This is a genomic window from Geodermatophilus sp. URMC 63 (assembly GCF_053502565.1).
Map to the genome: position 1 here is coordinate 2,365,502 of NZ_CP199956.1, position 25,955 is coordinate 2,391,456.

The window sequence follows — 25,955 nt, forward strand, 5'->3', positions numbered from 1 at the left end:
CTCAGCCCGCCGTCACGAGCCGGTGCAGCATCGACCAGGCGTCCTCGGGGGAGGTGGTGTCCTCCAACGGCTGGCGCAGGAACGCGTCGAGCGCGGGGGAGAGCAGGCGGGCGCGGTCGACCAGCGGGTCGCTGCCGGGCTGGTAGGCGCCGATCTCGACCAGTTCCTTGACGTCGCGCAGCGCGCCGAGCAGCCGCCGGGCCTCGCGCGCGTCGGCCATGCGGGCGGGGGCGGTCACCGCGCCGGCGACGCGGGAGATCGACTCCAGGACGTCGATGGCGGGGAAGTGGCCGGTGGTGGCCAGCCTGCGGGTGAGCACCACGTGCCCGTCGAGGATCGAGCGGGCGGTGTCGGCGATCGGCTCGTTGTGGTCGTCGCCCTCGACCAGCACGGTGTAGAGGCCGGTGATCGACCCGACCGCTCCGGGCCCGGCCTTCTCCAGCAGCCTGGGCATCATCGCGAAGACGCTCGGCGGGTAGCCGCGGGTGGCGGGGGGCTCGCCGGCCGAGAGGCCGACCTCGCGCTGGGCCATGGCGGTGCGGGTGATGGAGTCCATGAGCAGCAGCACGTCGCGGCCCTGGTCACGGAAGCCCTCGGCGATGCGGGTGGCCACGAACGCGGCCTTGAGCCGCACCAGCGGCGGCTCGTCGGAGGTGGCGACGACGACGACCGTGCGCGCCATGCCCTCGGGCCCGAGGTTCTCCTCGAGGAACTCCTTGACCTCGCGGCCGCGCTCGCCGATCAGCCCGATGACCCGGACGTCGGCCTCGGTGCCGCGGGTGATCTGGGCGAGCAGGGTGGACTTGCCGACGCCGGAGCCGGCGAAGATGCCCAGCCGCTGCCCCTTGCCGACCGGGACGAGGGTGTCCAGCGCGCGGACGCCGACCGGCAGCGGGTCCTCGACCCGGCGGCGCGACAGCGCGTGCGGCGTCTCGCTGGCCAGGTCGACCCAGTCGACCCCGGCGCCGAGGGCCGGGCCGCCGTCGACCGGCCGGCCCAGGCCGTCGAGCACCCGGCCGAGCAGCGCCTCGCCGACCGGCACCTGCAGCGGCATGCCGGTGGTGCGGACCGGCGCCCCGGAGTGGACGCCGCCGAGCTCGCCCAGCGGCATGCAGGTCAGCCGGTCGCGGGAGACGGCGACGACCTCGGCGAGCAGGCCGGAGCCGACCTCGACCAGGTCGCCGACGGCGGCGACGACGCCCTCGACGGTGAGGGTCAGGCCCATGGCGCCGACCACGGAGCCGGTGAGCTCCGGGCGCGCGGCGCGGCGGGCGCGGGCGAGGACGGCGGCGGCGCTCACGCCGTGCCCCCGCCCGCCAGCACCGACCGCACCCGGGCCAGCGCCGTCGACAGCTGCGCGTCGACCCGGCGCGGACCGGACTCGGCGACGGCGCCGGCCCGCTCGACGGTCTCGTCGCCGAGGACGGTGACCGCGGGCGGCAGCGCCGCCAGCGACGCGGGCGGGACCTCGGCGAGGTCGTCGGGGTGCAGCCGGACGACCGCCGGCGCGTCGGAGGGCACCAGGGTCAGCGCGCGGCGCAGGGCGTCCACCCCGGCCGTGGTGGACGCCGACAGCTCCCGGCCGAGCAGGTCCTCGACGAGGGTGAGGACCCCGTCGAGGACGGTGTCGCGGACGTCGTCGGCGGTCGGCACCGCGGCGGCCTCCAGCGCGGCGACGGCGGCGCCGAGCGCGGCGGTGGCCGAGGCCATCCGCCGCTCCCAGCGGGCCTGCACGTCGGCCAGCCGCGCCGCCGCGGCGGCCTCGGCCTCGGCGACCACCTGGCCGGCGGCCGCCACGCCCTCGGCGTGGCCGGCCGAGAACCCCTCGCGGTGCGCGAAGTCGCGCAGCCGGGCCAGCTCCTCGGCGTAGACGTCGCCGAGCCGCAGGACACCGCGGCCGTTGGGCACGGGGACGTCGGCGGCGCGGCGCGGCGTCGTCCGCCGCTCGAGGACGACCTCGGGCGCGGCCGGGACGACCGGCGAGGCAGCGGGCGCCGGACGAGGAGGGGCCGGGCGCGGGGGCGCCGGCGGCACTGTCGTCCCCGCGACCGACCGGTACGGGGCCGCCGCGCTGGCCGAGGCCCCGCGCAGCAGCACCGACTCCCGCCGCCTCAGGGCGGCCCCGTCCAGGGTCCCGCCGCGAGCCTGCGAGCGGTGGGGGGGACGGGGTCCTTCCAGGGGTCCTTCGTCAGGCGACGAACTCATCGTCCCCGCCCCGCGAGATGGTCAGCACGCCCTGCTCCTCGAGCGTGCGGATGACCGCGACGACCTTGCCCTGGGCCTCCTCGACCGTGCGGGCACGGACCGGGCCGAGCAGCTCGATCTCCTCGGCGAGGTTCTCGGCGGCGCGCTCGGAGAGGTTGCGGACGACCTTGTCCCGGACGTCGGGGCGCACGCCCTTGAGCGCCGTGGCCAGGTCGTTGCCCGCGACCTCGCGCAGCACCAGCTGCATGGAGCGGTCGTCGATCGTGACGATGTCCTCGAACACGAACATCTGCGCGCGCACCTGCTCGGCCAGCTCCGGGTCGGAGCTGTCGAGCCACTCGAGGATCGAGCGCTCGGTCGGCCGCGGCGAGCGGTTGATGATCTCCACCAGGGTCTCCACGCCGCCGACGGTCGACATGTCCTGGTGGGCGAGCAGCGAGCCCATGCGGCGGCCCAGCTCCTCCTCGACCAGGCGGACCATCTCCGGCGAGGTGCGGTCCATCGTGGCGATCCGGTGGGCCACCTCGGCCTGCTGCTCGGGGTTGAAGCCCGAGAGCACCTCCGCCGACTGCGCGGCGCTCAGGTGCGCCAGGACCAGCGCGATGACCTGCGGGTGCTCGTCCTTGAGGAAGGTGACCAGCTGGCGGACGTCGGCGTTGCGCAGCGAGGCGAACGGGACCTCGGTGTAGACGACGTTGAGCCGGGCCAGGATGCCCTCGGCCTTGTCCTCGCCCAGGCCCGCGGCCAGGATCTCGCGGGCGAAGTCGACGCCACCGCGGCCGACGTAGCGCTGCGCGCTCATCATCTGGTGGAACTCGGTGAGCACGCCGTCGACGTCCTCGGGCTCCAGCGAGCCGAGCCGCATGATCTCGCGGGTGAGGGCCTCGACCTCGCGGGGCCGCAGCTTGGCCAGCAGGACGCCGGCCTCCTCCTTGGTCATCTGGGCGAGGAAGACCGCGGCCTTGCGCAGGCCCGGCAGCTCGGGGCGCGGGGGAGCCGGCGGCAGCGCGGGGAGGTTGGTCCCGCCCGCGCCCACCAGCTGCTCGACCGATGCGAGTGTCACTTCACATCACTGAGCCAACCGCGCAGCATCTGCGCCACCTCGTCCGGACGCTCGCTGACCATGGTCGAGATCTCCCCCCGCACCCGCTGCCGCTCCGCGGCCTCCAGTTCCAGCGCCCGGCTGTCCAGGACGGCGGTGTCGTCCCGCGCGCTGGCCACCCGCAGCCGCTCCAGCTCGGCCATGACGCCCTCGTCCAGCTCGAGCGGGTAGTCCTCGTCCTCCTCCTCGTCCTCGCCGCGGCGGCGCGAGCGCAGCCACACGACGAGAACCAGCAGCACGATGCCGAGGGCGATGCCGCCGGTCTTGATCAGCGACCACATCTGCGCCTGCTGCTCGGCCTCGCGGGCCGCGGCCATCTCGGCGGCCGCCTCGTCGGCGGCGCTGGTGTCGAAGGCCAGGGAGGCGACGCTGATGCCGTCACCGCGCGCCTGGTCCAGGCCGACCGCGTTGCCGACGAGGTCCTGCACCTGGTTCTGGTTGAGGCTGCCGGCCACGGTGTCGTTGAGGACGACGGCGACGGTGAGCCGCTTGACCTCGCCCGGGGCGGAGACGGTGTTGGTGACCGTCTGGTCGACGGCGTTGTTGTCCGTCGCGGACTCGGTCGAGTAGTTGGCCTGACCCGAGCCCGTGCCGCCGTTGGCCGCGTCGGCGGTGTTCTCCGGGCCCAGCACGCCGCCGACGGCGGTGCCGTCGCCGGTGTAGGTCTCCTTCGACGTCTGCGAGTTGATCGGCGGGGTGCCCTGGGTGTAGCCGTAGGTCGTGGCGGTGCTGTCGCGCTGCGACATGTCCAGGTCGGCGCGCACGGAGACCCGCGCGTTGCCCGGGCCGAGGACGGTGTCGAGGATCGACTGCGCGTTGGCGGCCAGCCGGGTCTCGTAGTCGGTCTCCATCTGCGAGCGCGCGTCGCCCGACGCGGCGGTCGCGCCCTGGCCGGCGGCGGCGAGCAGCTGGCCCTGGGAGTCGGAGACGGTGACCTGCTCGGGGTCCATCCCCTCGATGCTCGAGGACACCAGGTTGGTGATCGACTGGACCTGCTCACCGGAGAGCTCGGCGCCCGGCGCCAGGTCGAGCAGCACCGAGGCGGTGGGGTCGCTCTCGTCGGTGGCGAAGACCTCGTCCTTGGGGAGGACGACGTGCACGACGGCGGTCTGCACGCCGTCGATCGCCTCGAGGGTGTTGGCCAGCTCGCCCTCGACGGCGCGCTGGTACTGCACCTGCTGCTGGAACTCGCTGGTGGTGATGGCCTGCTCGTCGAGCAGGGCGTAGCCGGTGTCGGAGCCGGCCGGCAGGCCCTTGCCGCTCATCTGCAGGCGCAGGTCGTAGACCTGGTCGTTGGCGACCATGATCGTGGCGCCGCCGTCGGCGAGCTCGTAGGCGACGCCGCCGGCGTTGAGCTCGTCGACGATCGCCGAGGCGTCGGTCGAGGCCAGGTTGGAGAACAGCGGCGCCATCGTCGGCGTGGTGATCCAGCTGTAGAAGGAGAAGCCGCCCAGGCCCAGCGCGGCGACGAGCAGGCCGATGACGACCTTCTGGCCGAGGCTGATCGTGGCCAGGGCGGAGCGCAGCTTCCCCAGCGGCCCGGCGAGTGCGGCGGGCATCAGATGGGCATCCTCATGATCTCGGTGAAGGCCTCAACGGCCTTGTTCTTGAGGGTCACGACCGTCTCGGTGGCCAGGGAGGCCTCCTGCGCCGCGATCATGTAGTCGTGCACGTCCTTGAGGTCGCCGGTGGCGGCCGCGGTGGCCAGGCCGTCCGACGTCGACTGCAGGCCCTGCAGCTGGTCGACCGCGCCGGCCAGGGTGGCGGCGAAGCCGTTGTCCGACGCGCCACCGACCGGGGCCGCGGCGCTGCTGCCGGCGACGTCGGCGACGCCGGCCATCGCACCGATGCCGTCGACGCCGCCGACGGTGGGGAAGCTGGGCAGCGAGACGCCGCCGATGGGGGAGGTCACGGTCAGCCCTTCCCGAGCTGGAGGGCGGCCTGGTAGGCGGTGGTCGCCCGCTCCATGGACGCCAGGTTCGCCTGGTAGCCGCGCTGGGCCATCATCAGCTGGGTCATCTGGTCGCCCAGGTCGATGTCGGGGTAGCGCACGTAGCCCTCGTCGTCGGCCAGCGGGTGGTCGGGCTCGTAGACCAGCCGGCCCTCGCCGCTGCCGAACTCGGCGCCGGCGATGCGCACGCCGCCCTCGCCGGAGCCGTAGTCGACGGCCTGCGCGACGACCATGCGCTCCTTGAACGCCTCGCCGTCGGTCGAGCTGACCGTGTTGATGTTGGCGATGTTGTCCGAGACTGCGTCCATCCAGCGGCGGTGCACCGAGAGGCCGGACCCGGAGATGTCGAGGCTGTCGAACACGTCACGCCGTCCGCAGGGCCGAGCGCAGGAGGCCGTACTTGCCGTCGAGCGCGTTGAGGGCGAGCTGGTAGCGCAGGCCGGTCTCGGTGGCGATGACCGTCTCGCTGTCGAGGTTCACGTTGTTGCCGTCCTCCCGGGTGGGCTCCAGCGAACGGGCGATCGAGCCGCCGGAGACCGTCGGCGCCCTGCCGTGGCGCAGCTCGGTGCGCAGCGAGGACTCGAAGTCGGTGCGGCCGGCCAGGAAGCCCGGGGTCTGGACGTTGGCGATGTTGTCCGCGGTGACGCGGCTGCGCTGCGCCAGCCCGCTGAGAGCCGCGTGCAGGGTCGTGGTGGTGACGTCGCCGATCATCGGGCGGACCGCCGGTGGGCAGGACGGCAGGACACGACTGGCCTCCGGGTACGTCGGGGACACCCGCGCGAGCGCGGGGAGGGCCGCCGATCCGTGGCGAGAGTGGTGCTGTCCGTGCAGGGGTCTTCTCGGCAGCCGCCCGGGGCCGCGTGACCGCCGTCCGCCACACGGGTGACTGCTGGGACCGCCGACGCGGACGAGTTCCCCGGTGCCCCTGTGACTCCCGGGACCCGCCCCTCCTGTGCCGGGCGACGGGGCCCGGGAACGACGACGGCCGGGCCGCCACGTCGTGTGGCGGCCCGGCCGGAGGGTCGGGGAGTGCGGGTTACAGGGCGCGGTCGACGAAGGCGGCGACCGGGCGGGGGCGGTAGGCCATCCGGGCGGCCAGGTCGCGCTGGCGCTGGGACTGGGTGATCCGCTCGACGAGCTCCTCGGCGACGGCGAGCTGGTGCTGCAGCAGCCGGGCAGCGCGCTCGCGCAGGTCCAGGGGGAGGGGGCCGAGGCTGCTGGGCGGCACCCAGTCCTCCATGCGCCGGCCCCAGGCGGCGATCTCCTCGGCGCGGTTGCCACGGATGGCGCGCTCCGCGTCGATGACCTCGCCCTCCATCTCCTCGAGGACGACGGTCCACTGCGCGCGGCGCTGGCCGCCCGAGGAGTGCGGGGAGGTCATGCGGTGCTCGCGACGGCGCCGGCCGAGAGGCTGGCGGCGGCCTGGCGCCACGCGTCGCGCAGCGGCTCGACGACCTGCAGGCAGGAGGCGACCCGGCCGGCGTCGTGCTTGACCATCGCCTGGTTCAGCTCGGCGACCAACCAGTTGTACAGCGCGGCCAGGCGCGGCCCGCCCTCCCAGGCGTCCACCTGCAGGCTGCTGAGCAGCTCGAAGACGATCTGCTGCGCGTGGCGCAGCTGGCCGCCCGCGTCGTCGCGCCGGCCGTCGCGCAGCGCCAGCTGTGCCCGCTCGAGGTCGAGGGCGAGCCGGTCGTAGAGCATGACCAGGATCTGCTGTGGCGACGCGGTCGTGACGGCGTCGTCGAGGTAACGGGCGCGGAGGGACGCGGCACTCATCGAGCTGACTCCTGGGGAGGCGGTGGTATAGGGAGCATCGGCCGGAGGGGGGTCAGCTTGAGCTGGGCAGCGAGCCGAGCTGGCCGGCCAGCCAGCTCGACTGGGACTTGAGGGAGCTCAGCGCCGTCTCCATGGCGGTGAACTGGCGGGTCAGCATGTCCCTGCGGAGCTTCAGCCGGGTGTCCCAGTCGGCGATGCGCTCCTGGATGTCCTTGGCGAGGGAGTCGCGCCCCTTGGCCAGGCCGGTCAAGGTGCCGGTGGTCGCGTCCGAGGCGCGCTTCGCCAGGGCCTGCACGCGCTGGGCCAAGCCCTCGACCGCCGCGGTGGCGGGTGGCCCCGGCTTCGCCGGGACGCCACCCAGCATGCCCTGGACCTTCGTGGGGTCCTTCTCCAGGGCTGTCAGGAACGTTGCCTTGTCGAACAGCACCGTCCCGTCCTTCCTCAGCTGGATGCCGAGGGTCGCGGGCGAGCCGAGCGTGCCGACCGCGCCGGCGAAGTTGGTCAGGATCTCACTGGTCAGATTGATCAGGGTGCTGTCGCCCTTGAGGACGGCGGTGCTGCCCTGGGCCGAGGAGCTCTGTGCGTTGATCTCCTTGAGCGCCGCGTTGGCGGCGTCCACGAACTCCTGCACCTTGGCGGCGACGCCCTCGGAGTCGCTGGCCACCCGGACGGTCGTCGTCGTGGTCGGGTCGACCTTCGACACGGTGACGGAGACACCCGAGAGCAGCTCGGCGAAGGTGTTGGTGGCCGAGGTGGCGGTCAGGCCGTTGCTGAGCGTCAGCTCGGCGTCCCGGCCCGGGGGCTCGGCGACGAAGGCCGAGCCCGCCGTCTCGGTGGTCTCGCCGGCGCCGCGCAGCCAGAACTGCGAGGCTGCGCCGGTGCTCGTGCTGGTGACCTGGAGCCGGGTCTTCCCCGGGGCCAGCTGGACCACCGTGGCCCGCATGCCGTGGTCGCCACCGTTGATGGCGGCGGCGACGCCCGCGAGGGTCGGCGGGTCGGGCAGGTCGATCTCCGCGACCAGCGCCCCGTCGGCCGTCCCGTCGGGCTTGCGGATCTGCAGCGGCCAGCCGGGGTCGGTGCCCCCGGCGCTGGGGGAGCGCACGTCGGCAGCGGCCGAGCTCCACTCCAGGTGACTGGTGACGGTGTGCGCGCTGGCCAGCGCGGTGACCGAGAAGGTGAGGCTGCTGCTGGTCACGGCCGACGACGTGGCGCTGGCCGTGACGTCGGCGCTGCTGCTGGTGGCCGTCCGCGCGGCGGCGAGGTTCGTCGAGGTCAGTGCCTCGGCCGCGCTGCGCAGGGACTCCATGCGGCTGTTGACCGTGCGGTAGGCGGTGGCGGCGGCGGTCGTCGCGCTCAGCCGGGTCTTCAGCGCCGTCTGCGGCGTGGCCTCGGCCTTGAGCAGCTGGCTGATCAGGCTCGTGGTGTCCAGCCCGGACACGAGGCCGTCGACTGCCATCCCTGCCATGCCGGTTCCTCCTGCGTCGCGCGGGTGCGGATGTGGGTGAGGGGGGAGGCGCGGGGCCTCCCCCCTCACCGGGGTGGTGCGGTGTTACGGGGTGGGATCAGCCACGCAGCAGCTGCAGGACGCCCTGCGAGCTCTGGTTGGCCTGGGCGAGCATCGCGGTGCCGGCCTGGGACAGGATCTGCGAGCGGGTGAAGCTCACCATCTCCTGCGCCATGTCCGTGTCGCGGACCCGCGACTCGGACGCCGACAGGTTCTCGACCGCGACGTTCAGGTTGTTGATGGTGTGCTCGAACCGGTTCTGCACGGCACCGAGGTCGGCGCGGACCGTCGAGACGGTCTTGATCGCGTTCTCGATGGCCGTGATGGCACCGTCGGCACCGGTCGACTGGGAGAAGACCACCGCCCGGTCGGCCGCCGCCCGCGCCGTCTCACCCCCGGCGCCGGTAGCGCCGGTGAGGACCAGGTTGGAGGCACCGGTGGCACCCGCGGCAGTACCGGCGCCGAAGACGGCGTCGATCTTGGTGAGCAGATCGGCGCGCTGGGCGTCGACCGTGGCACCGGTCAGCTTGACCGTGGCCAGGTCGAGGCTCTTGTCACCGACGGTGATGGTGCCGTTCAGGTTCTTCAGCTCGTCCAGCGTGTCCAGCTGCGCCGAGGTGATCGTGACCGTGCCGGCCGCACCACCGGTGACAGGCTGCACCGTGGTGGCGGTCAGGGCGGGCCCGGTGGTCACTGAGACCCCCGCGACGCCCAGGCCCGTGGTGTTCATCGCCGTGGCGACCCCGACGGTGATGGTCTCACCCTGGTTGGCGCCCACCTGGAAGTTCTTCCCGGTGTAGGTGCCGTCCAGCAGCTTGTTGCCGTTGAACTGGGTGGTGTCGGCGATGCGGTTCAGCTCGGACTTGAGCTGGCCCATCTCCGACTGGATGGCCGACTTGGCGTCGGCGTTCAGCCCACCGTCGGACGAGGCCTGGACGGCCAGGTCGCGCATGCGCTGCAGGATGCTGTGGGTCTCGGTGAGAGCGCCCTCAGCGGTCTGGACGACGGAGATGCCGTCCTGGGTGTTGCGGACGGCGACCTTGAGGCCACCGATCTGCGAGCGGAGGCCCTCGGAGATGGCCAGGCCGGCCGCGTCGTCGGCGGCCCGGTTGATGCGCAGACCACTCGAGAGCTTCTCGAGCGACTTGCCCATCTGCGTGTCGGTGGCCGACAGGTTGCGGTACGAGTTCAGTGCCGCGATGTTGGTGTTGACGCGCAGACCCATGGTGTTCCTCCTTGGAATCGGGTCGTTCCTGTGAACCGCTGCATCCGTGCTGCGGGGCTTGCAGGTGGTGTTACGGCTGGGGCGGGCCGGGACTTGAGGCGAACCTCGGACTTTTTCCCGGCCTCACTCAGGCGGGTCGGGCCGCCCCGTAGGCGGCCTGCCAGCCCGCCCGCCGGCGGGGCGGGGCGGTGACCGTCGGCACGCTCGCCGGCGGCGCCCCACGGTCGGGAGCACCGCGGCCGGCGACCCGGTCGACGTAGAGGCGCTGCTGGTTGCGGGCGCGCACCCCGCCGTCGGCGGCCACCGCCCGGCCGTCCCACACCTCGCTCATCGCCGCGTGCAGCAGGGTCAGCGCCCGGGCGCGCATCTGCGATACGCGGGAGAGCGTGACGCCGAGGTCGGTCGCGATGTCGGTCAGCGACTCACCGCCGAAGAAGTTGCGCTCCACGACCTCGTCGAGGCGGTCGGGCAGCGCCCGGACGGCGTCCTGCAGGTACCGCGAGCGCTCGCCGCGGAGCACCGCGCGCTCCGGGGACTCCCCGGGGTCGGGCAGGTCCAGCGGGCCGCCGTCGCCGCTCTCGGCGTCGATGCTCACCATGACCGCCCGGTGGACGTCGACCTGCAGCGCGTCGAGCTCGCCGCGGCGCATGCCCAGGCTCTCGGCGAGCTCCTCCCGTGTCGGCGGCCGGCCCAGGCGGATGGTCAGGGCGTCGGCGGCGGCGTCGGTGCGCCGGGCCGCGGCCCGCACCGACCGGCTCGCCCAGTCCCCGGAGCGCAGCTCGTCGAGGACGGCGCCCTGCAGGCGGGGGAGGGCGTAGGTGGCGAAGGTGGCCCCGGCCGACGGGTCGAAGCGGCGGGCGACCTCGACCAGCGCCAGCCGGGCGCAGGAGAGCAGGTCGTCGCGGCTGACGTGGCCGGGCAGCGAGATGCGGGACGCCACCGCGTTGACGGCGAACGAGCACAGGGGCAGGTGCTCGGTGACGATCGCCTCGACGTCGGCCTCCGACCTCGCCGGCGCGGCGGGTGGGGCGTCCGCGCGCGGGGGAGCGCCGCGCAGGAGGGCGCTGCGCGGGGTGGCGGGGCGCAGGTGGACGGGGCGCTCGGTCACCGGGAGGCGGGCTGCTGGCACGTCCCCCTCCTCGGCTTCCGCGCGGCCGGACCGCACCACCGGGGGAGGGCAACATCTGCCGATGCTGGGAACTCGGCTTGAGGGTCCTTCGCCCGCTGCCGATGGCCTGACCGCGAACGCCGGACGGGGACCGCCCGCCGGCAGGACGAGGGAGGCGGTGGCGGACGTGGACTTCCAGCACCTGTCGACGCTGCTGTGGCGGGAGCAGGAGCTGCTCGACCTGCTGCTGTTCAAGGCGGAGGAGAAGCAGTACCTCATCCTCTCGGGCAAGACCCGCTGGCTGGCGCGCATCGCGCACGAGATCGAGGTCGTTCTCGACCAGCTGCGCACGCTCGAGGTCGAGCGCGCCGCGGTGACCGAGTCGCTGGCGACCCGGCTCGGCATCGGGATCGACCCGTCGCTGCGCCAGCTCGCCGAGGTGGCCCCGGCGCCGTGGAACGACCTGCTGGCCCGCCACCACGAGGCGCTGCTCGTGCTGGTCACCGACCTGCGCAGCCTGTCCGACGCCAACCGCGAGCTGATCGAGGGTGGCCTGTCGGCCATCGGGGACGCGCTGCTGTCGGTGCGGACCCCGTCGGCCGGCACGTACGGCGCCACCGGCCGCTCGGAGTCCTCGGCGCACCGCGCCGTCACCCTGGACGGTGCCCTGTGAGCGGGTTCAGCAGCCTCAACACGGCGACGACGGCGCTGTGGGCCGCCCAGCGCGGCCTCGACGTCACCGGCCAGAACGTCGCCAACGTCAACACCGAGGGCTACTCCCGGCAGCGGGTCGACCTGCAGGCCATGGGCGGCACCGCCGTCCCGGCGATCCACTCGGTGAGCAACGGGAGCGACGGCGGCGTCGCCGTCACCGGTGTCCGCCGCGTCCGCGACGCGTTCCTCGAGGCCCGCGGCCAGCTGGAGACGGCGAACACCGCCCGGCTGACGGCGGAGAACGCCGCGCTCGGCCAGGTCGAGCAGAACTTCCGCGAGCCCGGCGACAGCGGCATCCAGAGCATGCTCACCGACGTCTGGTCCGGCTTCAGCGACCTGGCCAACAACCCGCTCAAGCTCGCGCCGCGCAGCCAGGTGATGGAGCGCCTCGACACCCTCGCCGACGGCCTGCACACCACCCGGGCCGCCCTGGACCAGCAGTGGGACCAGACCCGCGACAGCCTCTCGGTGCTCGCCGCCGACGTGAACTCCACGGCCGGCACGATCGCCGAGCTCAACGCCTCGATCCGGCAGGCCTCGCTCAGCGGCCTGCCGGTCAACGAGCTCTCCGACCGGCGCGACACGCTGGTCATGCAGCTGGCGCAGTCCGTCGGCGCCACGGCGGTCCCGCGGGCCGACGGCGTCGTCGATGTGACCATCGGCGGGACGACGCTGGTCACCGGCGGCACCGCCAGCCGGGTCCGGCTGGCCGGGACGGACAACCCGGACGGGGTCGGCACCGACGCCCCACGCCTGGTCACCGACCCCGGGAACACCACCCTGCGCCCCGGCGGGACCGCCGCCGGGCAGCTGACCGCCCTGACCACCATCGTGCCCGGCTACCGCACGCAGCTCGACGCCTTCGCGCGGACGCTCGCCGGCAGCCTGAACGCCGCCCACGGCACGGGGTACGACTCGACCGGCGCCCAGGGCGGGCCGCTGTTCGACGACGGCTCGGGCACCGACCCGGTCGACCTGGCGGCGGTCACCGCCGCCAACCTCACCCTGCGGGTGACCGACCCGGCGCGGATCGCCGCGGCGGGGATCTCCCCGGCGGCCACCGGCGGCACCCCGTCGGCCGACGCCCGCAACGCCGACGCCCTGTTCAGGCTCAGCCTGGATCCCACCGGCTCCGACGCCGTCTACCGCAAGCTCGTGGTGAGCCTGGGCGTGGAGTCCTCGGTGGCCACCCGCAACCTCGAGGTGCAGTCGGTGCTCTCCACCCAGGTGGACGCCGCCCGCGAGTCGGTCTCCGGTGTGAACCTCGACGAGGAGATGACCACGATGCTGTCGTTCCAGCACGCCTACAACGCGGCCGCCCGGATGATCACCACGATCGACGAGGCGCTGGACACCCTGATCAGCCGCACCGGCCTCGTGGGGCGGTGACCTGAGTGCGCATCACCCAGCGGGCCGTGACGCAGACCGCGCTGCAGGGCCTCAACCGGAACCTCTCCGACCTGGGCAAGCTGCAGCAGCAGCTCACCTCCGGCAAGGTCGTCAGCAAGCCGTCCGACTCGCCGTCCGGTGTCAACCGGGCCATGCAGGTCCGGCAGGACCAGGCCGCCGCGGCCCAGCACGCGCGCAACATCTCCGACGCCCAGGGCTGGATGGACTTCACCGACACCACGCTGCAGAGCATGGTCACGCAGGTGAACCGGGTCCGGGACCTCACCGTTCAGGCCTCCAACACCAGCACCCTGTCCGCCAGCGGCCAGCAGGCCATCAGCACCGAGGTCGCCGCCCTGCGGGAGAGCCTGCTGGGGTTGGCGAACCAGTCCGTGGACGGCCGGCCGCTGTTCGGTGGCATCACCTCCGGGGCCACTGCCTACGACGCCACGGGCACGTACAACGGCGTCGGGGGCGCCTACGGCGTCCCGGTCGTCGGTGTGACGCGGCGGATCGGCAACGCCGAGGAGGTCCGCATCGACGTGACCGGGCCCGAGGCGTTCGGCGACCCCTCCGGCACGGACCTGTTCGCGCTGGTGGACAGGATCGCCACGGACGTGACCGCGGCTCCGCAGGTGCTCGGCGACGACCTCGCCGACCTCGACGTCGCGCTGGCGCGGCTGCTGACCGCCGTCTCCTCGGTCGGTGCCCGTGCCGCGCGCGTGGACACCGCCGCCCAGACCAACACCGACCTGCAGCTGTCGCTCACCAAGCAGCTGGCCCTGGTCGAGGACGTCGACCTGCCCAAGACGATCATGCAGCTGCAGTTCCAGCAGACCGGCTACCAGGCCGCGCTGCAGGCGACCTCCCAGGTCGTGCAGCCCTCGCTCGTGGACTTCCTCCGATGACGCTCGCCCCGGTCGCCGCGCTGCCCCTGCTCGGCATGGTGACCCCGCTGCCCGGCTTCCCGGAGTTCCGCGACTACGTGCTCGTCACGGCCGACGGCGACGGCCTGCTGTTCTGGCTGCAGTCCCTCGACGCCGGCGGCCCGCGGTTCCTCGCCGTCCCCCCGCACCGGTACTTCCCGGACTACGCGCCCGTCCTCCCGCGCGCCGTGCTCACCGAGCTGGACCTGGACGACGCCGCCGATGCCCGGGTGTACTGCCTGGTGACCGTCCCGGCGGCGGGGCCGTCGGCGGCGACGGCCAACCTGCGCGCGCCGGTCGTGGTCAACCCGGCCAACTGGCGGGCCACCCAGGTGGTCCTGCCCGACAACCGTCATCCGATCCGGCGCCTGCTGCGCCGATAGGAGAGGAGGGGGCGGCACGCGCCGCTCCCGCCCGCCCCGGCGGGCACCGCCACGGAGGCCGAACACACACCCATGGAGGGGTACCCGTGCTCACACTGACCCGCAGCGTCGGCGAGACGATCCGCATCGGCGACGACATCGAGGTGCACGTCGTCGAGGTCCGCGGCGGCACCGTCCGCCTCGGCTTCAAGGCCCCCCGCGAGGTGACCATCCACCGCGAGGAGGTCTACCGGCAGATCGCCGAGGCCAACCTGCTCGCCGCCCAGGTCACCGCCGACACGCTGGGCGCGCTCGCGGCGTTCGCCCCGGCGGCCGGCGCCGCCCCTGCCGCGCCCGCCGGGGACGCCGCGCGCCCGGCCGCCCCGGCCGTGCCGGCCGAGCGGGCCGGCGAGGGCTCGCCGGAGGCGGCCGCGGGCTGACGACTCGCCACGGACGGCGGGTCCGCGGCTCGGCAACTCTCGCCGTGGCGCGGATCCGCCCGACCGGCCGGCACACCCCCTCGGGCAAGACCTGACGAAGGTCGGCCCCGAGATTGCGTAGGGCACGGCGAGTTGTGTACCCGTCACTGTCCGCTCATCCGCCAGAGTTGCCCCCAAGCACGTCACAGGGGGCGATCAGGATGCGACAGAGCGTTGCAGCAAACACGGACCAGTTGGCCGAGGCCGTTGCCGGGCCGGAGGCCGAGACCGTCGTCGTGCACGTCCAGCTCCGGCCGCGGCGCGGGTCGATCCGGCGCTGCCTCGCCGAGCTGGCCGCGCTGGCCGCCGTCCACCCCGAGGTCGGCTTCGCCGTCAGCGGCCTGGGCAAGGACGAGCGCGTCGTCCGCGTGACCGTCGGCGTCGAGCTCGGCCCCCGCGAGGCCATCGCGCGCTTCTCCCCGCAGGCCCAGGCCGCCTACGCCTTCGTCAGCGACCTGTTCACGGTCCTCTACGACCACATGCCGGTCTACGCCGCCGAGCCCGGTGCCGCCGAGCGCGCCGCCGCCGCGGTCCTCCTGGGCGCCGACGACGACGCTGCCCCGCTCCCCGCGCCCCGCCGTCCGCACGCGGACGAGCGCGTCCTCGCCTCCTGAGCAGTCCGGCCGTCGTCCTCCCCGCGAACGTCCTGGAGTCCCGGTGAACCAGCCCGCCCCCGCCCCGTCCTCCGACGCCACCCCCGTCCGCGCGCCGCTCGTCTTCGGCGGCGTCCCCGAGGCCGAGGGCTTCGCGCGGACGCCGATCACCCCCCGTGACCGGGTGCACTTCCGGGTCGACCGCGAGCTGCCGCTGGCCCGCTTCCGCGCCGACCTGCCCGACGGCGTCACCGTCAGCCACGACGAGGGCGAGGGCCTGTACCGGGTCGACGGCCCGTGCGGCCAGGGCCCGCTGCTCGCCGACTGGATCCGCGCCTGGTGCGCCGAGCAGGGCTGCACCACCGTGGGGCTGCGCGCGGAGGCCGACGTCCGCCGCCGCGCGCCGCGCGACCTGCCGCCGGCCTTCCTCGACGGGCTGTGCCGGCACTACCTGCCGGTCAGCCTCAAGCGGCTGCAGCGCAACATGAGCACCATCCGGCTGCACCTGCCCGACCCCGACGACCTGGGGCAGCAGGTGGCGGAGTGGATCCTCAAGGCCGTCGGCCAGTACGACGAGACCAAGGGCGTCCCGTTCGGGGCCTTCCTGGCCACCCAGCTGTCCAAGTGGGTGCACGACCTGGGCCGCAACGCCCACGGCCGGACGGCGGCCGACACGGAGAACCGCCAGCAGAAGGCGGTCGCCGCCTTCCAGGCCGAGCACCAGCGGCGGCCGACCGAGCGGGAGCTGGCCGCCTTCATGGGGCAGAGCGTGGCCACGCTGCGCCGCAACTCCCAGACCGTCGCCACCCTCAACTCGCTGCGCAACCTGCAGTCGCTCGACGGCGGGCCGGACGCCACCGAGGTGCTCCTGCCCGACTCCGATGAGGCGCCCGACCAGATCATGGACGAGGCCGAGTCGACCCTGCTGTCGCACGCGCTCACCGCGGCCTGCGCGCCGGACCCGACGGCCGCCCGCGGCCAGCGGGCCGCCCAGCCCAACGTCCTCGGCTGGGCCACCTGGTACCTCACCACCTGGGGCGGGCAGACCAAGACGCAGGTCTCGACGGAGCTGGGCACCTCGGTGCGCAACATGAACGTGCACGCCGACCGGGTCGAGCGGGCCCTCAAGGACCGGCTCACCGAGCTCAGCGAGTAGCCGACGGGGACGGTGTGGCGACGCCGGGTCCAACCCGGCCCGCACCTGCCGATAGGGAGGGTGGAACCGCGAGACCCGCCCGCGCCGCCGGCGCCGGGGGACCGCGACCGCAGAGCCGTCCGGGGGGAGGTGCACGGTGAGCGTCCTGCCCGCGGGCGACCCCACCGCCGCCGTCCTGCTGCCGCACTGGCTCTCGGCGGACGACCGCGCCGCCCTGGCCGACGTCGTCCGCGCCGCCCTCACCGACCCCGGGGTGCACCCGGTCGCCGCCGTCCACCTCGCCGACGTGCTCACCGAGCTGCACGTGGCCGCTGCCCGGGACGCCGTCTGGCCCGCCCCGGCCGCGCGCGTGCGCCGGGTGACCGGCTGGGCCGACGACGTGCTGCCGGTGCGCCTGTCGGCGGCCGAGCTCGACAGCGTCCTGGCCGTGGCCGCGCTGCCGGCACCGCTCCGCACCGTCCTCGGCGGGCGCCGCCCGTGATCCCCGAGCGCGCCGGCCGGTCCCGCGCCGGCCTCCTGCAGCGGCTGCGGCCCGCGCCGGTCAGCGCCGCGCAGGTGCACGCCGCGGCCGCCGCGGTGCTGCCGGGCCTGGCGACCGGCGGGCTGCGCGCCGCCGTCGTCCGCGACCCCTCCCGCGGCCCGGTCCTGGTCCTCGCCGAGGGCGAGCGCCGCGTGCGCACCGCGCTGGTCGACCTCGCCGAGGACATGACCGACGCCGGCGTGGTGCCCGACGCCGCCGGGGTCGCCGCCGCGCTCACCGACTGGGTCGCTGCCCGCCCGGTTCCCGATGCCGCGGCCGCCGCGTCCGGCGTCGCCGTCCTCCACTGGACCGACGCCACCTGCACCGCCGTCGGCTGGCAGGTCGTCGTCCGCCGGGGCGAGCGGGCCGTCGCCTGGACGCCGTCGGGGGGCGCCGACGCCGCGGTCGTCGCCCGCACCCGCGCCACCGCCGCCGCCCGCGCCGCCGACACCGGGGGCGTGCTGCGGGTGGAGGGCCCGGTGGCGCTGTGGTCGCACCCCGGCGCCCCCGTGCTCGCCTCGGCCGCCCTCGCCGATCCCGCCCGGCTGCTGGCGCGGATCACCGACGCCGGCCTGCGGCTGCCGGAGCCGCACGTGGTGGTCACCCCGGTGCGGCCGCTGGCCTGCGCCTCGGCCGCCGTGGCCGCCCGGCTGGCCGGGGAGACCGGGGAGGCCTGCGTCCGCCTGCCCTGGTCCGCCCTCCCCACCCTCCGCTGGCTCTGAGCGGCCCCTCTGCAGGGTCCCGCCGCGAGCTCGCGAGTGGTGGGGAGCAGAGGGGTCCTTTCTCTCGCGAGCTCGGCGCGGGCCCCTGCGACGGGGCCGTTCCAGCACGTCACGTGAGCGTGCCGTACTCCCAGTGCCAGGGCTCGGGCTTCTCGCCGCCGGGCCGGGCCCAGTCGGGATCGACGAACCCGAACGCGGCGGCGTGCTGGGTCATCCAGGTCCACTGCGGCGTGCCCGCGACGTTGACGCCGCCGCAGAGGTCCACCGCCAGCGCCCAGCCGTGGTTCGACGTCCCCGGCACCGCGGCCAGCGCCGGCTTGCGGCGGGCGGCGTCGACCTGCGCGGCCATCGACCGGTAGGAGTCGGTGATGCACAGCGGGGAGCCGAAGGCCGCCTGGTAAGCCTGCGCCAGCGCCGCGTAACCGGCGGCCGCGTCGCAGCGCAGCGCGTGGCCGCGGGCGATCGGGCACAGCGCCGAGGCGGGGATCCGCCCGTTGGCGTACCCGCCCCAGGCGGGGCTCACCGGCCCGGCCGGCGCCGGCGGCGCACCGCAGGCACCGCGACCGGACGCCGAGGCGGGCAGCGGCGCGTTCGGCTCGGCCGGGGCCGGGAGGGTCACCCGGACGGCGCGGGCGTCGTCCGGCAGCGACCGGACGCCGACCTGGTAGCTGGCCGCCGAGGCGCCGAGCACGTCGCCCGCACCGAGCCAGATGCCGATGTCGGCACCGCCGTCGGAGACCACCAGGTCGCCGACCTGCAGCTGCGCGGCGGGCACCACGGTGGCGGCGGCCCACTGCTCGGCGGCGGTGGCCGGGAGCGCGTACCCGCCCAGCAGCCAGGAGGCGGCGACGAGCCCCCCGCAGTCGTAGGTGTCGGGACCGGCGGCGCCCGGGACGTAGGGGTGGCCCACCTGCGACAGCGCGCTGCTGACGGCGGCCACGGTCTCGGCCGGCAGCACGGTCACCGGGCGGTTGCCGGCGACGGCCCACGCGACGCCCGGCACGGCCTGGCCGGCGGCGTCCAGCGCGGGAGAGAGGCCCTCGGGCAGCGCCGCGGGGTCGGCGAGGTCGGCGGCCGCCGGCGGCTCGATCCCGGCGGTGGCCAGTTCGGTGAGGTAGCCCTGCCAGCGCTGCAGCGCGGCGGTGTTGCGCGCCTGCTGCTCGCCCGCGGCCGGGACGGTGCCGAGCGCGGCCAGCTGCCCCGCGACGTCCAGGCCCAGGTCGCCGACGGTCGCCCGGACGCCGGCCAGCAGCCCGCGGGCCTGCGCGGTGGCGGCGTCGACGGCGTCCTGGGCGGCGGCCACCCGGGCGGCGGCGGTCCGCACGGCCAGCGCGGCGCGCTCGGCGCGGGCGATGGACGCCTCCCGGTCGCCGGCGGCCCGGTCGGCCAGCGCCTGCCGGTACAGGACGTCGGCGGTCGTGCCGGGCGCCGTGGCGTCCAGGCCGAGCACCGGCATCCGCGTGGTGGCCGAGGCGCGGTAGAGGTCGGCCGCGGCGGCGCCGACGGAGACCTGCTCGGTGGCCACGGCCGCGCGCGCGGCCTGCTCGGCGGCCACCGCCTGCTGCAGGTCGGCGCGCCGTGCGGCGATCTCCGTCTGCAGCCGCCGGTAGGTGTCGGCGTCCTGCAGCAGCGTGCTGCGGGCGGCCAGCGCGAGCCCGGACGGGTCGCCGGGCACGGTGGCCGCGCCGGGGGCGGAGGTGGTGGGCGCGAGCAGCCCGGTGACGACCGGCACGAGCAGGACGGCCAGGCAGACCACGAGCAGCCGGGTGCGCCAGGGCCCGCGCTCGCCGGTGCGGCGCGGCGCGGCGGGGCGGGCGGCGGGACGGCGGCGGGCGGTGGTCCGCCTGCGGCCGGCGGCCTTCTTCCGCGCGGCGGGCCGGGTGGTGCGCGTGCCGGGGCGGGGGGTGCCCGGCCGGCCGGCGGCACCGGTGCCCGCGGCGCCGGCGGCGCGCGCGGCGAGCAGGGCGCGCAGCGCCTCGGCCTCGCGGGCGGTCAGCTGCTGGTTCGGGGCCGGGCGGCCGGCCGACGGCGTGCGCGGGAGGGTGGTCGTGCGTGGTGCGGGCACGGCGGAGTCCCCCGGGCGTCTCGACGGGCGTGGTCGGCTCCGCGGCGGGATGCCGTGGAGCGCTCAGCCGTCTGATCGACGCGGCGGGGGACCCGGAGGAGGGAGGGGGGAGGCGGTCTCACCCCTCCGGGGGAGAGCAGGCCCCGCCCGGCGGAGCGGGGCGGGAGCAGGTGACGGGGAGGAGTCAGCGGTCGGGCGGCCACCAGGCGCCGTGGCGGGGGACCAGCGGGATGCGGTGCTCGGCGCCGTCCTCGGTGGAGACGACGAGCTCGACGCCGGTGATCGCCACCGGACGGTCGTCGTCGCCGCGCAGCAGCCGCCCGGTCGCCAACGGCAACGGTGGCAGGACCAGGGCATCCTCGCCGGGCGGCTCGCTGCCCATCGCCGCCCGGGTCAGCGCTCGGCGAGCGGGACGAAGCCCCGCTCGGTCTCGCCGGTGTAGACCTGCCGCGGGCGACCGATCTTGGTGGCGGGGTCGTCCATCAGCTCCCGCCACTGGGCGATCCAGCCGGGCAGTCGGCCGAGGGCGAACAGCACGGTGAACATCCGGGTCGGGAAGCCCATCGCCCGGTAGATCAGCCCGGTGTAGAAGTCGACGTTCGGGTAGAGCTTGCGCTCGACGAAGTAGTCGTCCGACAGTGCGATCTCCTCGAGCTGCTGGGCCAGGTCCAGCAGCTCGTTGTTGCCACCCAGCTTGGCCAGCACCTGGTCGGCCGTCTTCTTCACGATCGCCGCGCGCGGGTCGTAGTTCTTGTAGACCCGGTGCCCGAAGCCCATCAGCTTGACGCCGGGCTCCTTCTTCTTCACCCGCTCGACGAACGCCGGGATGTCCCCGCCCTCGCTCTGGATCGACTCCAGCATCTCCAGCACCGACTGGTTGGCCCCGCCGTGCAGCGGGCCGAACAGGGCGTTGATGCCCGCCGAGACCGAGGCGAAGAGGTTGGCCTGCGAGGAGCCGACCAGCCGCACCGTCGACGTCGAGCAGTTCTGCTCGTGGTCGGCGTGCAGCACGAACAGCATGTCCAGCGCGGCGGCGAGCTCGGGGTCGACCTCGTAGGGCTCGGCGGGGAAGCCAAAGGTCATCCGCAGGAAGTTCTCCACCAGGCCCAGCGAGTTGTCCGGGTAGAGGAACGGCTGACCGACGGACTTCTTGTACGCGTAGGCGGCGATGGTCGGCAGCTTGGCCAGCAGCCGCACCGTGGAGATCTCCACGTGCCGCTCGTCGAAGGGGTCCAGGGAGTCCTGGTAGAAGGTCGACAGGGCGCTGACGGCGGAGGAGAGCACCGGCATCGGGTGCGCGTCGCGCGGGAAGCCGTTGAAGAACTGCTTGAGGTCCTCGTGCAGCAGGGTGTGCCGGCGCAGCCGGTCGTCGAACTCGCCCAGCTGGTCGGCGGTGGGCAGCTCGCCGTAGATGAGCAGGTAGCTCACCTCGAGGAAGCTGGCCTTGCCGGCGAGCGCGTCGATCGGGTAGCCGCGGTAGCGCAGGATCCCGGCGTCGCCGTCGATGTAGGTGATCGCCGAGGTGCACGCGGCGGTGTTGACGAACCCGATGTCGAGGGCCACCTGGCCCGTCGTCGCCAACAGCTTGGAGACGTCGAGGCCGTCGGACCCCTCCGTGGCCGGCACCACGCGCAGCGGGAGCTCACCTCCCGGGTGCCGGAGGGATACCTCGGGGGTGGTGTCGGCTCGGCTGCCAGCTGTCTCGGTCATCGTGGCCCGACGCTACTGGCGTCGGGCCGTGGAGACGACAGGGAGCCGCCTGCCGGGAGGGGTGGACCCGGGGCCGCGGCCGCGCCGGGTCCACCCCCGCCGGTCACGGGTGGGTCATGGAGAGGACGTCGAGGGCCTCGTCGAGCTGCTGCTCGGTGAGCTTCCCCTGCTCGACGTAGCCGCGCTCCACCACGACCTGGCGGATGGTCTTCTGCTCGGCCAGCGACTGCTTGGCCACCTTCGCCGCCTCCTCGTAGCCGATGTACTTGTTCAGCGGCGTCACGATCGAGGGCGAGGACTCCGCGTAGGTGCGGCACTGGTCGACGTTGGCGACGATCCCGTCGACGCAGCGGTCGGCCAGGATCCGGCTGACGTTGGCCAGCAGCCGGATCGACTCGAGCACGTTGCGGGCCATGAGCGGCAGCGTCACGTTGAGCTCGAAGACGCCGGTCGTGCCGGCGTACGTGACGGCGGCGTCGTTGCCGATCACCTGGGCGGCCACCTGGATGACCGCCTCGGGGATCACCGGGTTCACCTTGCCCGGCATGATCGAGCTGCCGGGCTGCAGGTCGGGCAGCTGGATCTCGCCCAGGCCGGTGCGCGGGCCCGAGCCCATCCACCGCAGGTCGTTGGCGATCTTCACCAGGCCGACGGCGATGGTCTTGAGCTGGCCCGAGCCCTCGACGAGCGAGTCGCGTGAGCTCTGCGCCTCGAAGTGGTCGCGCGCCTCGGTCAGCGGCAGGTCCAGCTCGGCGGCGAGCCGCTCGATGATGGCGGCGGCGAACCCGGACGGGGTGTTGATGCCGGTGCCCACCGCGGTGCCGCCCAGCGGCAGCTCGCCGACGCGGGGCAGCGAGGCGTGCAGCCGCTCGACGCCGTAGCGCACGGCGGCCGCGTAGCCGCCGAACTCCTGCCCGAGGGTGACCGGGGTGGCGTCCATCAGGTGGGTGCGGCCGCTCTTCACGACCTCGGCGAACTCCGCCGCCTTGCGCGACAGCGAGGCCTCGAGGTGCTGCAGCGCCGGGACCAGGTCGCGGACGATCGCCCGGGTGGCCGCGACGTGGATGGCCGAGGGGAAGACGTCGTTGGACGACTGCGAGGCGTTGACGTGGTCGTTCGGGTGCACCGGCCGGCCCAGCGCCTCGGTGGCCAGGCTGGCGACGACCTCGTTGGTGTTCATGTTGCTCGACGTGCCCGAGCCGGTCTGGAAGACGTCGATGGGGAAGTGCTCGTCCCACGTGCCGGAGGCCACCTCGGCGGCGGCGTCGGCGATCGCCTGCGCGACGTCGCCGTCGAGGACACCGAGGTCGGCGTTCACCCGGGCGGCCGCGCCCTTGATGGCGGCCAGGGCGGCGATGAGCTCACGCTCGATGGGCGTGCCGGAGATGGGGAAGTTCTCGACGGCACGCTGCGTCTGCGCCCGCCACTTGGCCCATGCGGGAACGCGGACCTCCCCCATGGAGTCGTGCTCGATGCGGTAGTCCTGCTCGGTGGCCACGCTGCGCTCCGTGTGGTGTCGGTGGGATCGGTGCTGCACGCGTGACCTTAGGAGGGCCCCGTCCTCCCCACTCCCCGCAGGCCCGGTGCGGGACCCGGGATCGGGCCGGTCGAGCGGTTAGCGTGCGCCGGACGCTCCCCGTCCCGAGGAGGACCCGTGTCCCACCCGTCGCCCGCGGGCGGCCCCGCTCCCGTCCCGCCGACCTGGGACGCACCGTCCTGGGCGCCGCCCTCGGCCGGTGCCGCACCCACCGGCGGCTGGACGCCGTGGGGGACGTGGGACCCCACCGCCGGCGCTCCCCGTCCCGCCCCGGCGGTGCCGCCGCCGGCGGCCCCCACGGGCCGTCCGCTGCGGACCGTCCTCGCCGCCACCGGCATCGGGGTGGCCGGCCTGGTGCTGGCGGCCGTCCTCGGTGCGCTGGTGCTCACCACCGCGGCCGACGACGTGGGGCGGGCGATCGGCGAGGGCGTGAGCGCGTCGGTTCCCGAGGACCTCGGGTGGTACGCCGACCCGTACGCGACCGGCGGGGCCCTGGGGCCCGTCGAGCAGTCCGACCCCGTGCCGCCCGGCGACCTCGGCTCGGACCCGGTGCTCGACGGCTACGCGCAGAGCTGCTTCGACGGTGACCTGCAGGCCTGCGACGACCTCTTCGCGGAGTCCGCGCCGCTGTCGGCCTACGAGGAGTACGCCACCACCTGCGGCGGCCGGGTCAAGGCCTACGACGTCCCCTTCTGCGCCGACCTCGACTGAGGAGCCCCGGGGCTGCGGGGGGCGACCCGTCGCCCGCGGGTACCTCGGCCGTGCCGTGACCTCGCCGTGCTTCTCGTCGCTGCCGCCCGCACCTAGCCTGTCCTGCGCACACGACCAGCGAGGAGTCCGCCCGCCATGTCCCAGCCGCCGTACCCGCCCCAGGGCGACGACGATCCCTCGGGCCGGCAGCCCGGGCAGCCCGGCTGGGGCCGGTCCGACGACCCCACCCCGCAGTCCGGCCAGCCGGCGCCCCCACCTCGCAGTTCCCGCCGGGCCAGTACGGCCCGCCCGGCGCGGAGCGGGACCGGACCGCGCCGATCGGCCAGCCCGGGCACGACCCGCAGCAGTACGGGCAGCAGCAGTACGGGCAGCAGCAGTACGGCCAGCCCCAGTACGGGCAGCCGCCGTACGGCCAGCCGCCGTACGGGCAACCCCAGTACGGGCAGCAGTACGGCCAGCCGGGTGCGTACGACCCGCAGCAGTACGGGCAGCCGCAGTACGGGCAGCCGGGTGCGTACGACCCGCAGCAGTACGGGCAGCAGCAGTACGCCCAGCAGTACGGCCAGCCGGGTTACGCCCCGCCGCAGCAGTCCGGCAGCAAGCGCAACCTGGTCGTCGCGCTGACCATCGGCGGCGTGCTGCTGCTCGCCGGGCTCGCCGTCGGCCTGTTCTTCCTCCTGCGCGGCGACGACGGTGGGACGACGGTCGCCGACCCGTCCACCTCGAGCAGCCCGTCGTCGTCGCGCCCGTCGTCGCCGAGCTCGTCGAGCACCCCGCCGCCCCCGGGCTCGACCAGCTCCGCACCCGGAGGTGTCCCCCCGGCGACCATCCCGCCCACCGGTCTCGGGTCGGATCGGGTCCTCGACGCCCGGGCCCAGGACTGCTACGACGGGGACATGGCGGCGTGCGACGACCTGTACTTCGCGGCCGACGTCGACTCCGCGTACGAGAGCTACGCCGACACGTGCGCCGGCCGGCAGCCGGAGGGCACCGGGCAGCTCTGCACCGTCACCTTCCCGGAGTGATCCGCCCGGGGACCGACGTGGTCCGGTGCGCGGCCCGGGTCCGGCCGCCTCCTGACACCGGCGTCGGGGTGGCTCAGCCCTCGGCGTCGGCGTCGGAGCGGTCGAAGGGCACCGCGGAGTAGGCGCGCAGCTTCTCCAGCGAGTGCAGGCTGTCGATCGAGCGGATGGTGCCCGAACGCGAGCGCATGACCAGCGACTGGGTGGTGCAGCCGCCGGCGCGGTACTGCACGCCACGCAGCAGCTCACCGTCGGTGATGCCGGTGGCCACGAAGAAGACGTCGCCGCGGACGAGGTCGTCGATCTGCAGGACCCGGTCGAGGTCGTGGCCGGCGTCGAGGGCCTTCTGCCGCTCCTCGTCGTCCTTGGGCCACAGCCGGCCCTGCAGCGCACCGCCCATGCACTTGAGCGCGCAGGCGGCGATGATCCCCTCCGGGGTGCCGCCGATGCCCATGAGCAGGTCGACGCCGGTGCCCTCGCGGGCGGCGGCGATCGCGCCGGCGACGTCGCCGTCGGTGATGAACTTGATCCGCGCACCGGCCTCGCGGACCTGGTGCACGAGCTGCTCGTGCCGCGGCCGGTCGAGGATGCACACGGTGACGTCGTCGACCCGGCCACGCTTGGCCTTGGCCACCCGGCGGATGTTCTCCGCGACCGGCGCGGTGATGTCGACGACGTCGGCGGCGGCCGGCCCGGTGGCGATCTTCTCCATGTAGAACACGGCCGACGGGTCGTACATGGCGCCGCGGTCGGCCACCGCCATGACCGCGATCGCGTTCGGCATGCCCTTGGCCATCAGCGTCGTGCCGTCGACCGGGTCGACGGCGACGTCGCACTCCGGGCCGTTGCCGTCGCCGACCTGCTCGCCGTTGAACAACATCGGTGCCTGGTCCTTCTCGCCCTCGCCGATGACGACGACGCCCTGCATGCTCACCGTGCCGATGAGGGCGCGCATGGCGTCGACCGCCGCACCGTCGCCGCCGTTCTTGTCGCCACGGCCCACCCAGCGGCCGGCAGCCATCGCCCCGGCCTCGGTGACCCGGACCAGCTCGAGCGCGAGGTTGCGGTCGGGCGCGGGGCGGTCGGCGCGGAAGCTGCTGCTGGTGTGCGTGCTCGCCGTCAGCGGGCCGTCGGGGACGGGAAGGGTCACGGGACCTCCTGGTCGGCCCCCGGCGCCG

28 protein-coding genes are annotated in these 25,955 nt (G+C 74.7%); 11 read left to right on the forward strand and 17 right to left on the reverse strand.

Annotated features, from left to right (window positions below):
- Window position 1 precedes the first annotated feature (1 nt).
- The 12 genes from ACWIZO_RS11455 to ACWIZO_RS11510 all read right to left on the reverse strand — a co-directional run bounded on the left by ACWIZO_RS11455 (window position 2) and on the right by ACWIZO_RS11510 (window position 10,892).
- Window positions 2-1,300 carry a FliI/YscN family ATPase gene (locus tag ACWIZO_RS11455; protein ID WP_446758784.1) on the reverse strand — a complete coding sequence of 433 codons (1,299 nt, stop codon included), beginning with the start codon at window positions 1,298-1,300 and terminating at the stop codon, window positions 2-4.
- Window positions 1,297-2,097, reverse strand: a complete 801-nt coding sequence (locus ACWIZO_RS11460) for a FliH/SctL family protein (RefSeq protein WP_448642571.1) — start codon at window positions 2,095-2,097, stop codon at window positions 1,297-1,299. The genes ACWIZO_RS11455 and ACWIZO_RS11460 overlap by 4 nt, the downstream gene beginning before the upstream one ends.
- A gap of 91 nt (window positions 2,098-2,188) precedes the next feature.
- Complete coding sequence (gene fliG / locus ACWIZO_RS11465; RefSeq protein WP_446758786.1) at window positions 2,189-3,268, reverse strand: flagellar motor switch protein FliG; 1,080 nt, start codon at window positions 3,266-3,268, stop codon at window positions 2,189-2,191.
- Complete coding sequence (gene fliF, locus ACWIZO_RS11470; RefSeq protein ID WP_448642572.1) at window positions 3,265-4,866, reverse strand: flagellar basal-body MS-ring/collar protein FliF; 1,602 nt, start codon at window positions 4,864-4,866, stop codon at window positions 3,265-3,267. The genes fliG and fliF overlap by 4 nt, the downstream gene beginning before the upstream one ends.
- A complete protein-coding gene (fliE, locus tag ACWIZO_RS11475) occupies window positions 4,866-5,219 on the reverse strand; it encodes a flagellar hook-basal body complex protein FliE (RefSeq protein WP_448642573.1) in 354 nt (117 codons plus the stop codon). The genes fliF and fliE overlap by 1 nt, the downstream gene beginning before the upstream one ends.
- A gap of 2 nt (window positions 5,220-5,221) precedes the next feature.
- A complete protein-coding gene (flgC, locus tag ACWIZO_RS11480; RefSeq protein ID WP_448642574.1) occupies window positions 5,222-5,620 on the reverse strand; it encodes a flagellar basal body rod protein FlgC in 399 nt (132 codons plus the stop codon).
- A 1-nt stretch (window position 5,621) separates the two neighbouring features.
- A complete protein-coding gene (gene flgB / locus ACWIZO_RS11485) occupies window positions 5,622-5,969 on the reverse strand; it encodes a flagellar basal body rod protein FlgB (protein WP_448642575.1) in 348 nt (115 codons plus the stop codon).
- Between the two features lie 325 nt (window positions 5,970-6,294).
- Window positions 6,295-6,639 carry a hypothetical protein gene (locus tag ACWIZO_RS11490; RefSeq protein WP_448642576.1) on the reverse strand — a complete coding sequence of 115 codons (345 nt, stop codon included), beginning with the start codon at window positions 6,637-6,639 and terminating at the stop codon, window positions 6,295-6,297.
- Window positions 6,636-7,034 carry a flagellar export chaperone FliS gene (gene fliS, locus ACWIZO_RS11495; protein ID WP_448642577.1) on the reverse strand — a complete coding sequence of 133 codons (399 nt, stop codon included), beginning with the start codon at window positions 7,032-7,034 and terminating at the stop codon, window positions 6,636-6,638. Before fliS ends, ACWIZO_RS11490 begins: the two co-directional genes overlap by 4 nt.
- Window positions 7,035-7,086: 52 nt before the next feature.
- A complete protein-coding gene (gene fliD, locus ACWIZO_RS11500) occupies window positions 7,087-8,499 on the reverse strand; it encodes a flagellar filament capping protein FliD (protein WP_448642578.1) in 1,413 nt (470 codons plus the stop codon).
- A gap of 97 nt (window positions 8,500-8,596) precedes the next feature.
- The gene (locus ACWIZO_RS11505) at window positions 8,597-9,763 is read right to left on the reverse strand and encodes a flagellin N-terminal helical domain-containing protein (RefSeq protein WP_448642579.1); all 1,167 of its coding nucleotides are present in this window, start codon (window positions 9,761-9,763) and stop codon (window positions 8,597-8,599) included.
- Between the two features lie 127 nt (window positions 9,764-9,890).
- Window positions 9,891-10,892 carry a sigma-70 family RNA polymerase sigma factor gene (locus ACWIZO_RS11510; RefSeq protein ID WP_448642580.1) on the reverse strand — a complete coding sequence of 334 codons (1,002 nt, stop codon included), beginning with the start codon at window positions 10,890-10,892 and terminating at the stop codon, window positions 9,891-9,893.
- 157 nt (window positions 10,893-11,049) lie between these two features.
- Between ACWIZO_RS11510 and ACWIZO_RS11515 the strand changes: the two genes are divergently transcribed.
- The 9 genes from ACWIZO_RS11515 (at window position 11,050) to ACWIZO_RS11555 (ending at window position 17,732) form a co-directional block, all read left to right on the forward strand.
- Window positions 11,050-11,544, forward strand: coding sequence for a flagellar protein FlgN (locus ACWIZO_RS11515; protein ID WP_448642581.1), 495 nt, complete (start codon window positions 11,050-11,052; stop codon window positions 11,542-11,544).
- The gene (flgK, locus tag ACWIZO_RS11520) at window positions 11,541-12,974 is read left to right on the forward strand and encodes a flagellar hook-associated protein FlgK (protein ID WP_448642582.1); all 1,434 of its coding nucleotides are present in this window, start codon (window positions 11,541-11,543) and stop codon (window positions 12,972-12,974) included. The genes ACWIZO_RS11515 and flgK overlap by 4 nt, the downstream gene beginning before the upstream one ends.
- A gap of 5 nt (window positions 12,975-12,979) precedes the next feature.
- A complete protein-coding gene (gene flgL / locus ACWIZO_RS11525; RefSeq protein WP_448642583.1) occupies window positions 12,980-13,882 on the forward strand; it encodes a flagellar hook-associated protein FlgL in 903 nt (300 codons plus the stop codon).
- The gene (fliW, locus tag ACWIZO_RS11530) at window positions 13,879-14,283 is read left to right on the forward strand and encodes a flagellar assembly protein FliW (protein WP_448642584.1); all 405 of its coding nucleotides are present in this window, start codon (window positions 13,879-13,881) and stop codon (window positions 14,281-14,283) included. The genes flgL and fliW overlap by 4 nt, the downstream gene beginning before the upstream one ends.
- A gap of 86 nt (window positions 14,284-14,369) precedes the next feature.
- The gene (csrA, locus tag ACWIZO_RS11535) at window positions 14,370-14,702 is read left to right on the forward strand and encodes a carbon storage regulator CsrA (RefSeq protein ID WP_448642585.1); all 333 of its coding nucleotides are present in this window, start codon (window positions 14,370-14,372) and stop codon (window positions 14,700-14,702) included.
- A 233-nt stretch (window positions 14,703-14,935) separates the two neighbouring features.
- A complete protein-coding gene (locus ACWIZO_RS11540; protein ID WP_448642586.1) occupies window positions 14,936-15,355 on the forward strand; it encodes a hypothetical protein in 420 nt (139 codons plus the stop codon).
- Between the two features lie 43 nt (window positions 15,356-15,398).
- The gene (locus tag ACWIZO_RS11545) at window positions 15,399-16,490 is read left to right on the forward strand and encodes a flagellar biosynthesis protein FliA (protein ID WP_448642587.1); all 1,092 of its coding nucleotides are present in this window, start codon (window positions 15,399-15,401) and stop codon (window positions 16,488-16,490) included.
- A 136-nt stretch (window positions 16,491-16,626) separates the two neighbouring features.
- A complete protein-coding gene (locus tag ACWIZO_RS11550) occupies window positions 16,627-16,971 on the forward strand; it encodes a hypothetical protein (RefSeq protein WP_448642588.1) in 345 nt (114 codons plus the stop codon).
- Window positions 16,968-17,732: a hypothetical protein gene (locus ACWIZO_RS11555; protein WP_448642589.1), complete on the forward strand. Its 765-nt coding sequence runs from the start codon at window positions 16,968-16,970 to the stop codon at window positions 17,730-17,732. Before ACWIZO_RS11550 ends, ACWIZO_RS11555 begins: the two co-directional genes overlap by 4 nt.
- 109 nt (window positions 17,733-17,841) lie before the next feature.
- Here the strand turns inward: ACWIZO_RS11555 and ACWIZO_RS11560 are convergent, their stop codons facing one another.
- The 4 genes from ACWIZO_RS11560 to ACWIZO_RS11575 all read right to left on the reverse strand — a co-directional run bounded on the left by ACWIZO_RS11560 (window position 17,842) and on the right by ACWIZO_RS11575 (window position 23,005).
- On the reverse strand, window positions 17,842-19,797 hold the full coding sequence (locus tag ACWIZO_RS11560) for an NlpC/P60 family protein (RefSeq protein WP_448642590.1): 1,956 nt from the start codon (window positions 19,795-19,797) through the stop codon (window positions 17,842-17,844).
- A 184-nt stretch (window positions 19,798-19,981) separates the two neighbouring features.
- The gene (locus ACWIZO_RS11565) at window positions 19,982-20,179 is read right to left on the reverse strand and encodes a hypothetical protein (protein ID WP_448642591.1); all 198 of its coding nucleotides are present in this window, start codon (window positions 20,177-20,179) and stop codon (window positions 19,982-19,984) included.
- Between the two features lie 11 nt (window positions 20,180-20,190).
- Window positions 20,191-21,507 (reverse strand): citrate synthase, encoded by a 1,317-nt coding sequence (locus tag ACWIZO_RS11570; protein WP_448642592.1) that lies wholly within the window; start codon window positions 21,505-21,507, stop codon window positions 20,191-20,193.
- A gap of 103 nt (window positions 21,508-21,610) precedes the next feature.
- Window positions 21,611-23,005 carry a class II fumarate hydratase gene (locus tag ACWIZO_RS11575; protein WP_448642593.1) on the reverse strand — a complete coding sequence of 465 codons (1,395 nt, stop codon included), beginning with the start codon at window positions 23,003-23,005 and terminating at the stop codon, window positions 21,611-21,613.
- 156 nt (window positions 23,006-23,161) lie between these two features.
- Here ACWIZO_RS11575 and ACWIZO_RS11580 point away from each other — a divergent pair, with 156 nt between their 5' ends.
- Together ACWIZO_RS11580 and ACWIZO_RS11585 are read left to right on the forward strand one after the other, a co-directional pair.
- On the forward strand, window positions 23,162-23,755 hold the full coding sequence (locus ACWIZO_RS11580) for a hypothetical protein (protein ID WP_448642594.1): 594 nt from the start codon (window positions 23,162-23,164) through the stop codon (window positions 23,753-23,755).
- A 635-nt stretch (window positions 23,756-24,390) separates the two neighbouring features.
- Window positions 24,391-24,780: a hypothetical protein gene (locus tag ACWIZO_RS11585; RefSeq protein WP_448642595.1), complete on the forward strand. Its 390-nt coding sequence runs from the start codon at window positions 24,391-24,393 to the stop codon at window positions 24,778-24,780.
- Window positions 24,781-24,853: 73 nt separating this feature from the next.
- Here the strand turns inward: ACWIZO_RS11585 and glpX are convergent, their stop codons facing one another.
- Entirely contained in the window at window positions 24,854-25,927 is a 1,074-nt protein-coding gene (gene glpX / locus ACWIZO_RS11590; RefSeq protein WP_448642596.1) for a class II fructose-bisphosphatase, read from the reverse strand.
- Between the last annotated feature and the right edge of the window lie 28 nt (window positions 25,928-25,955).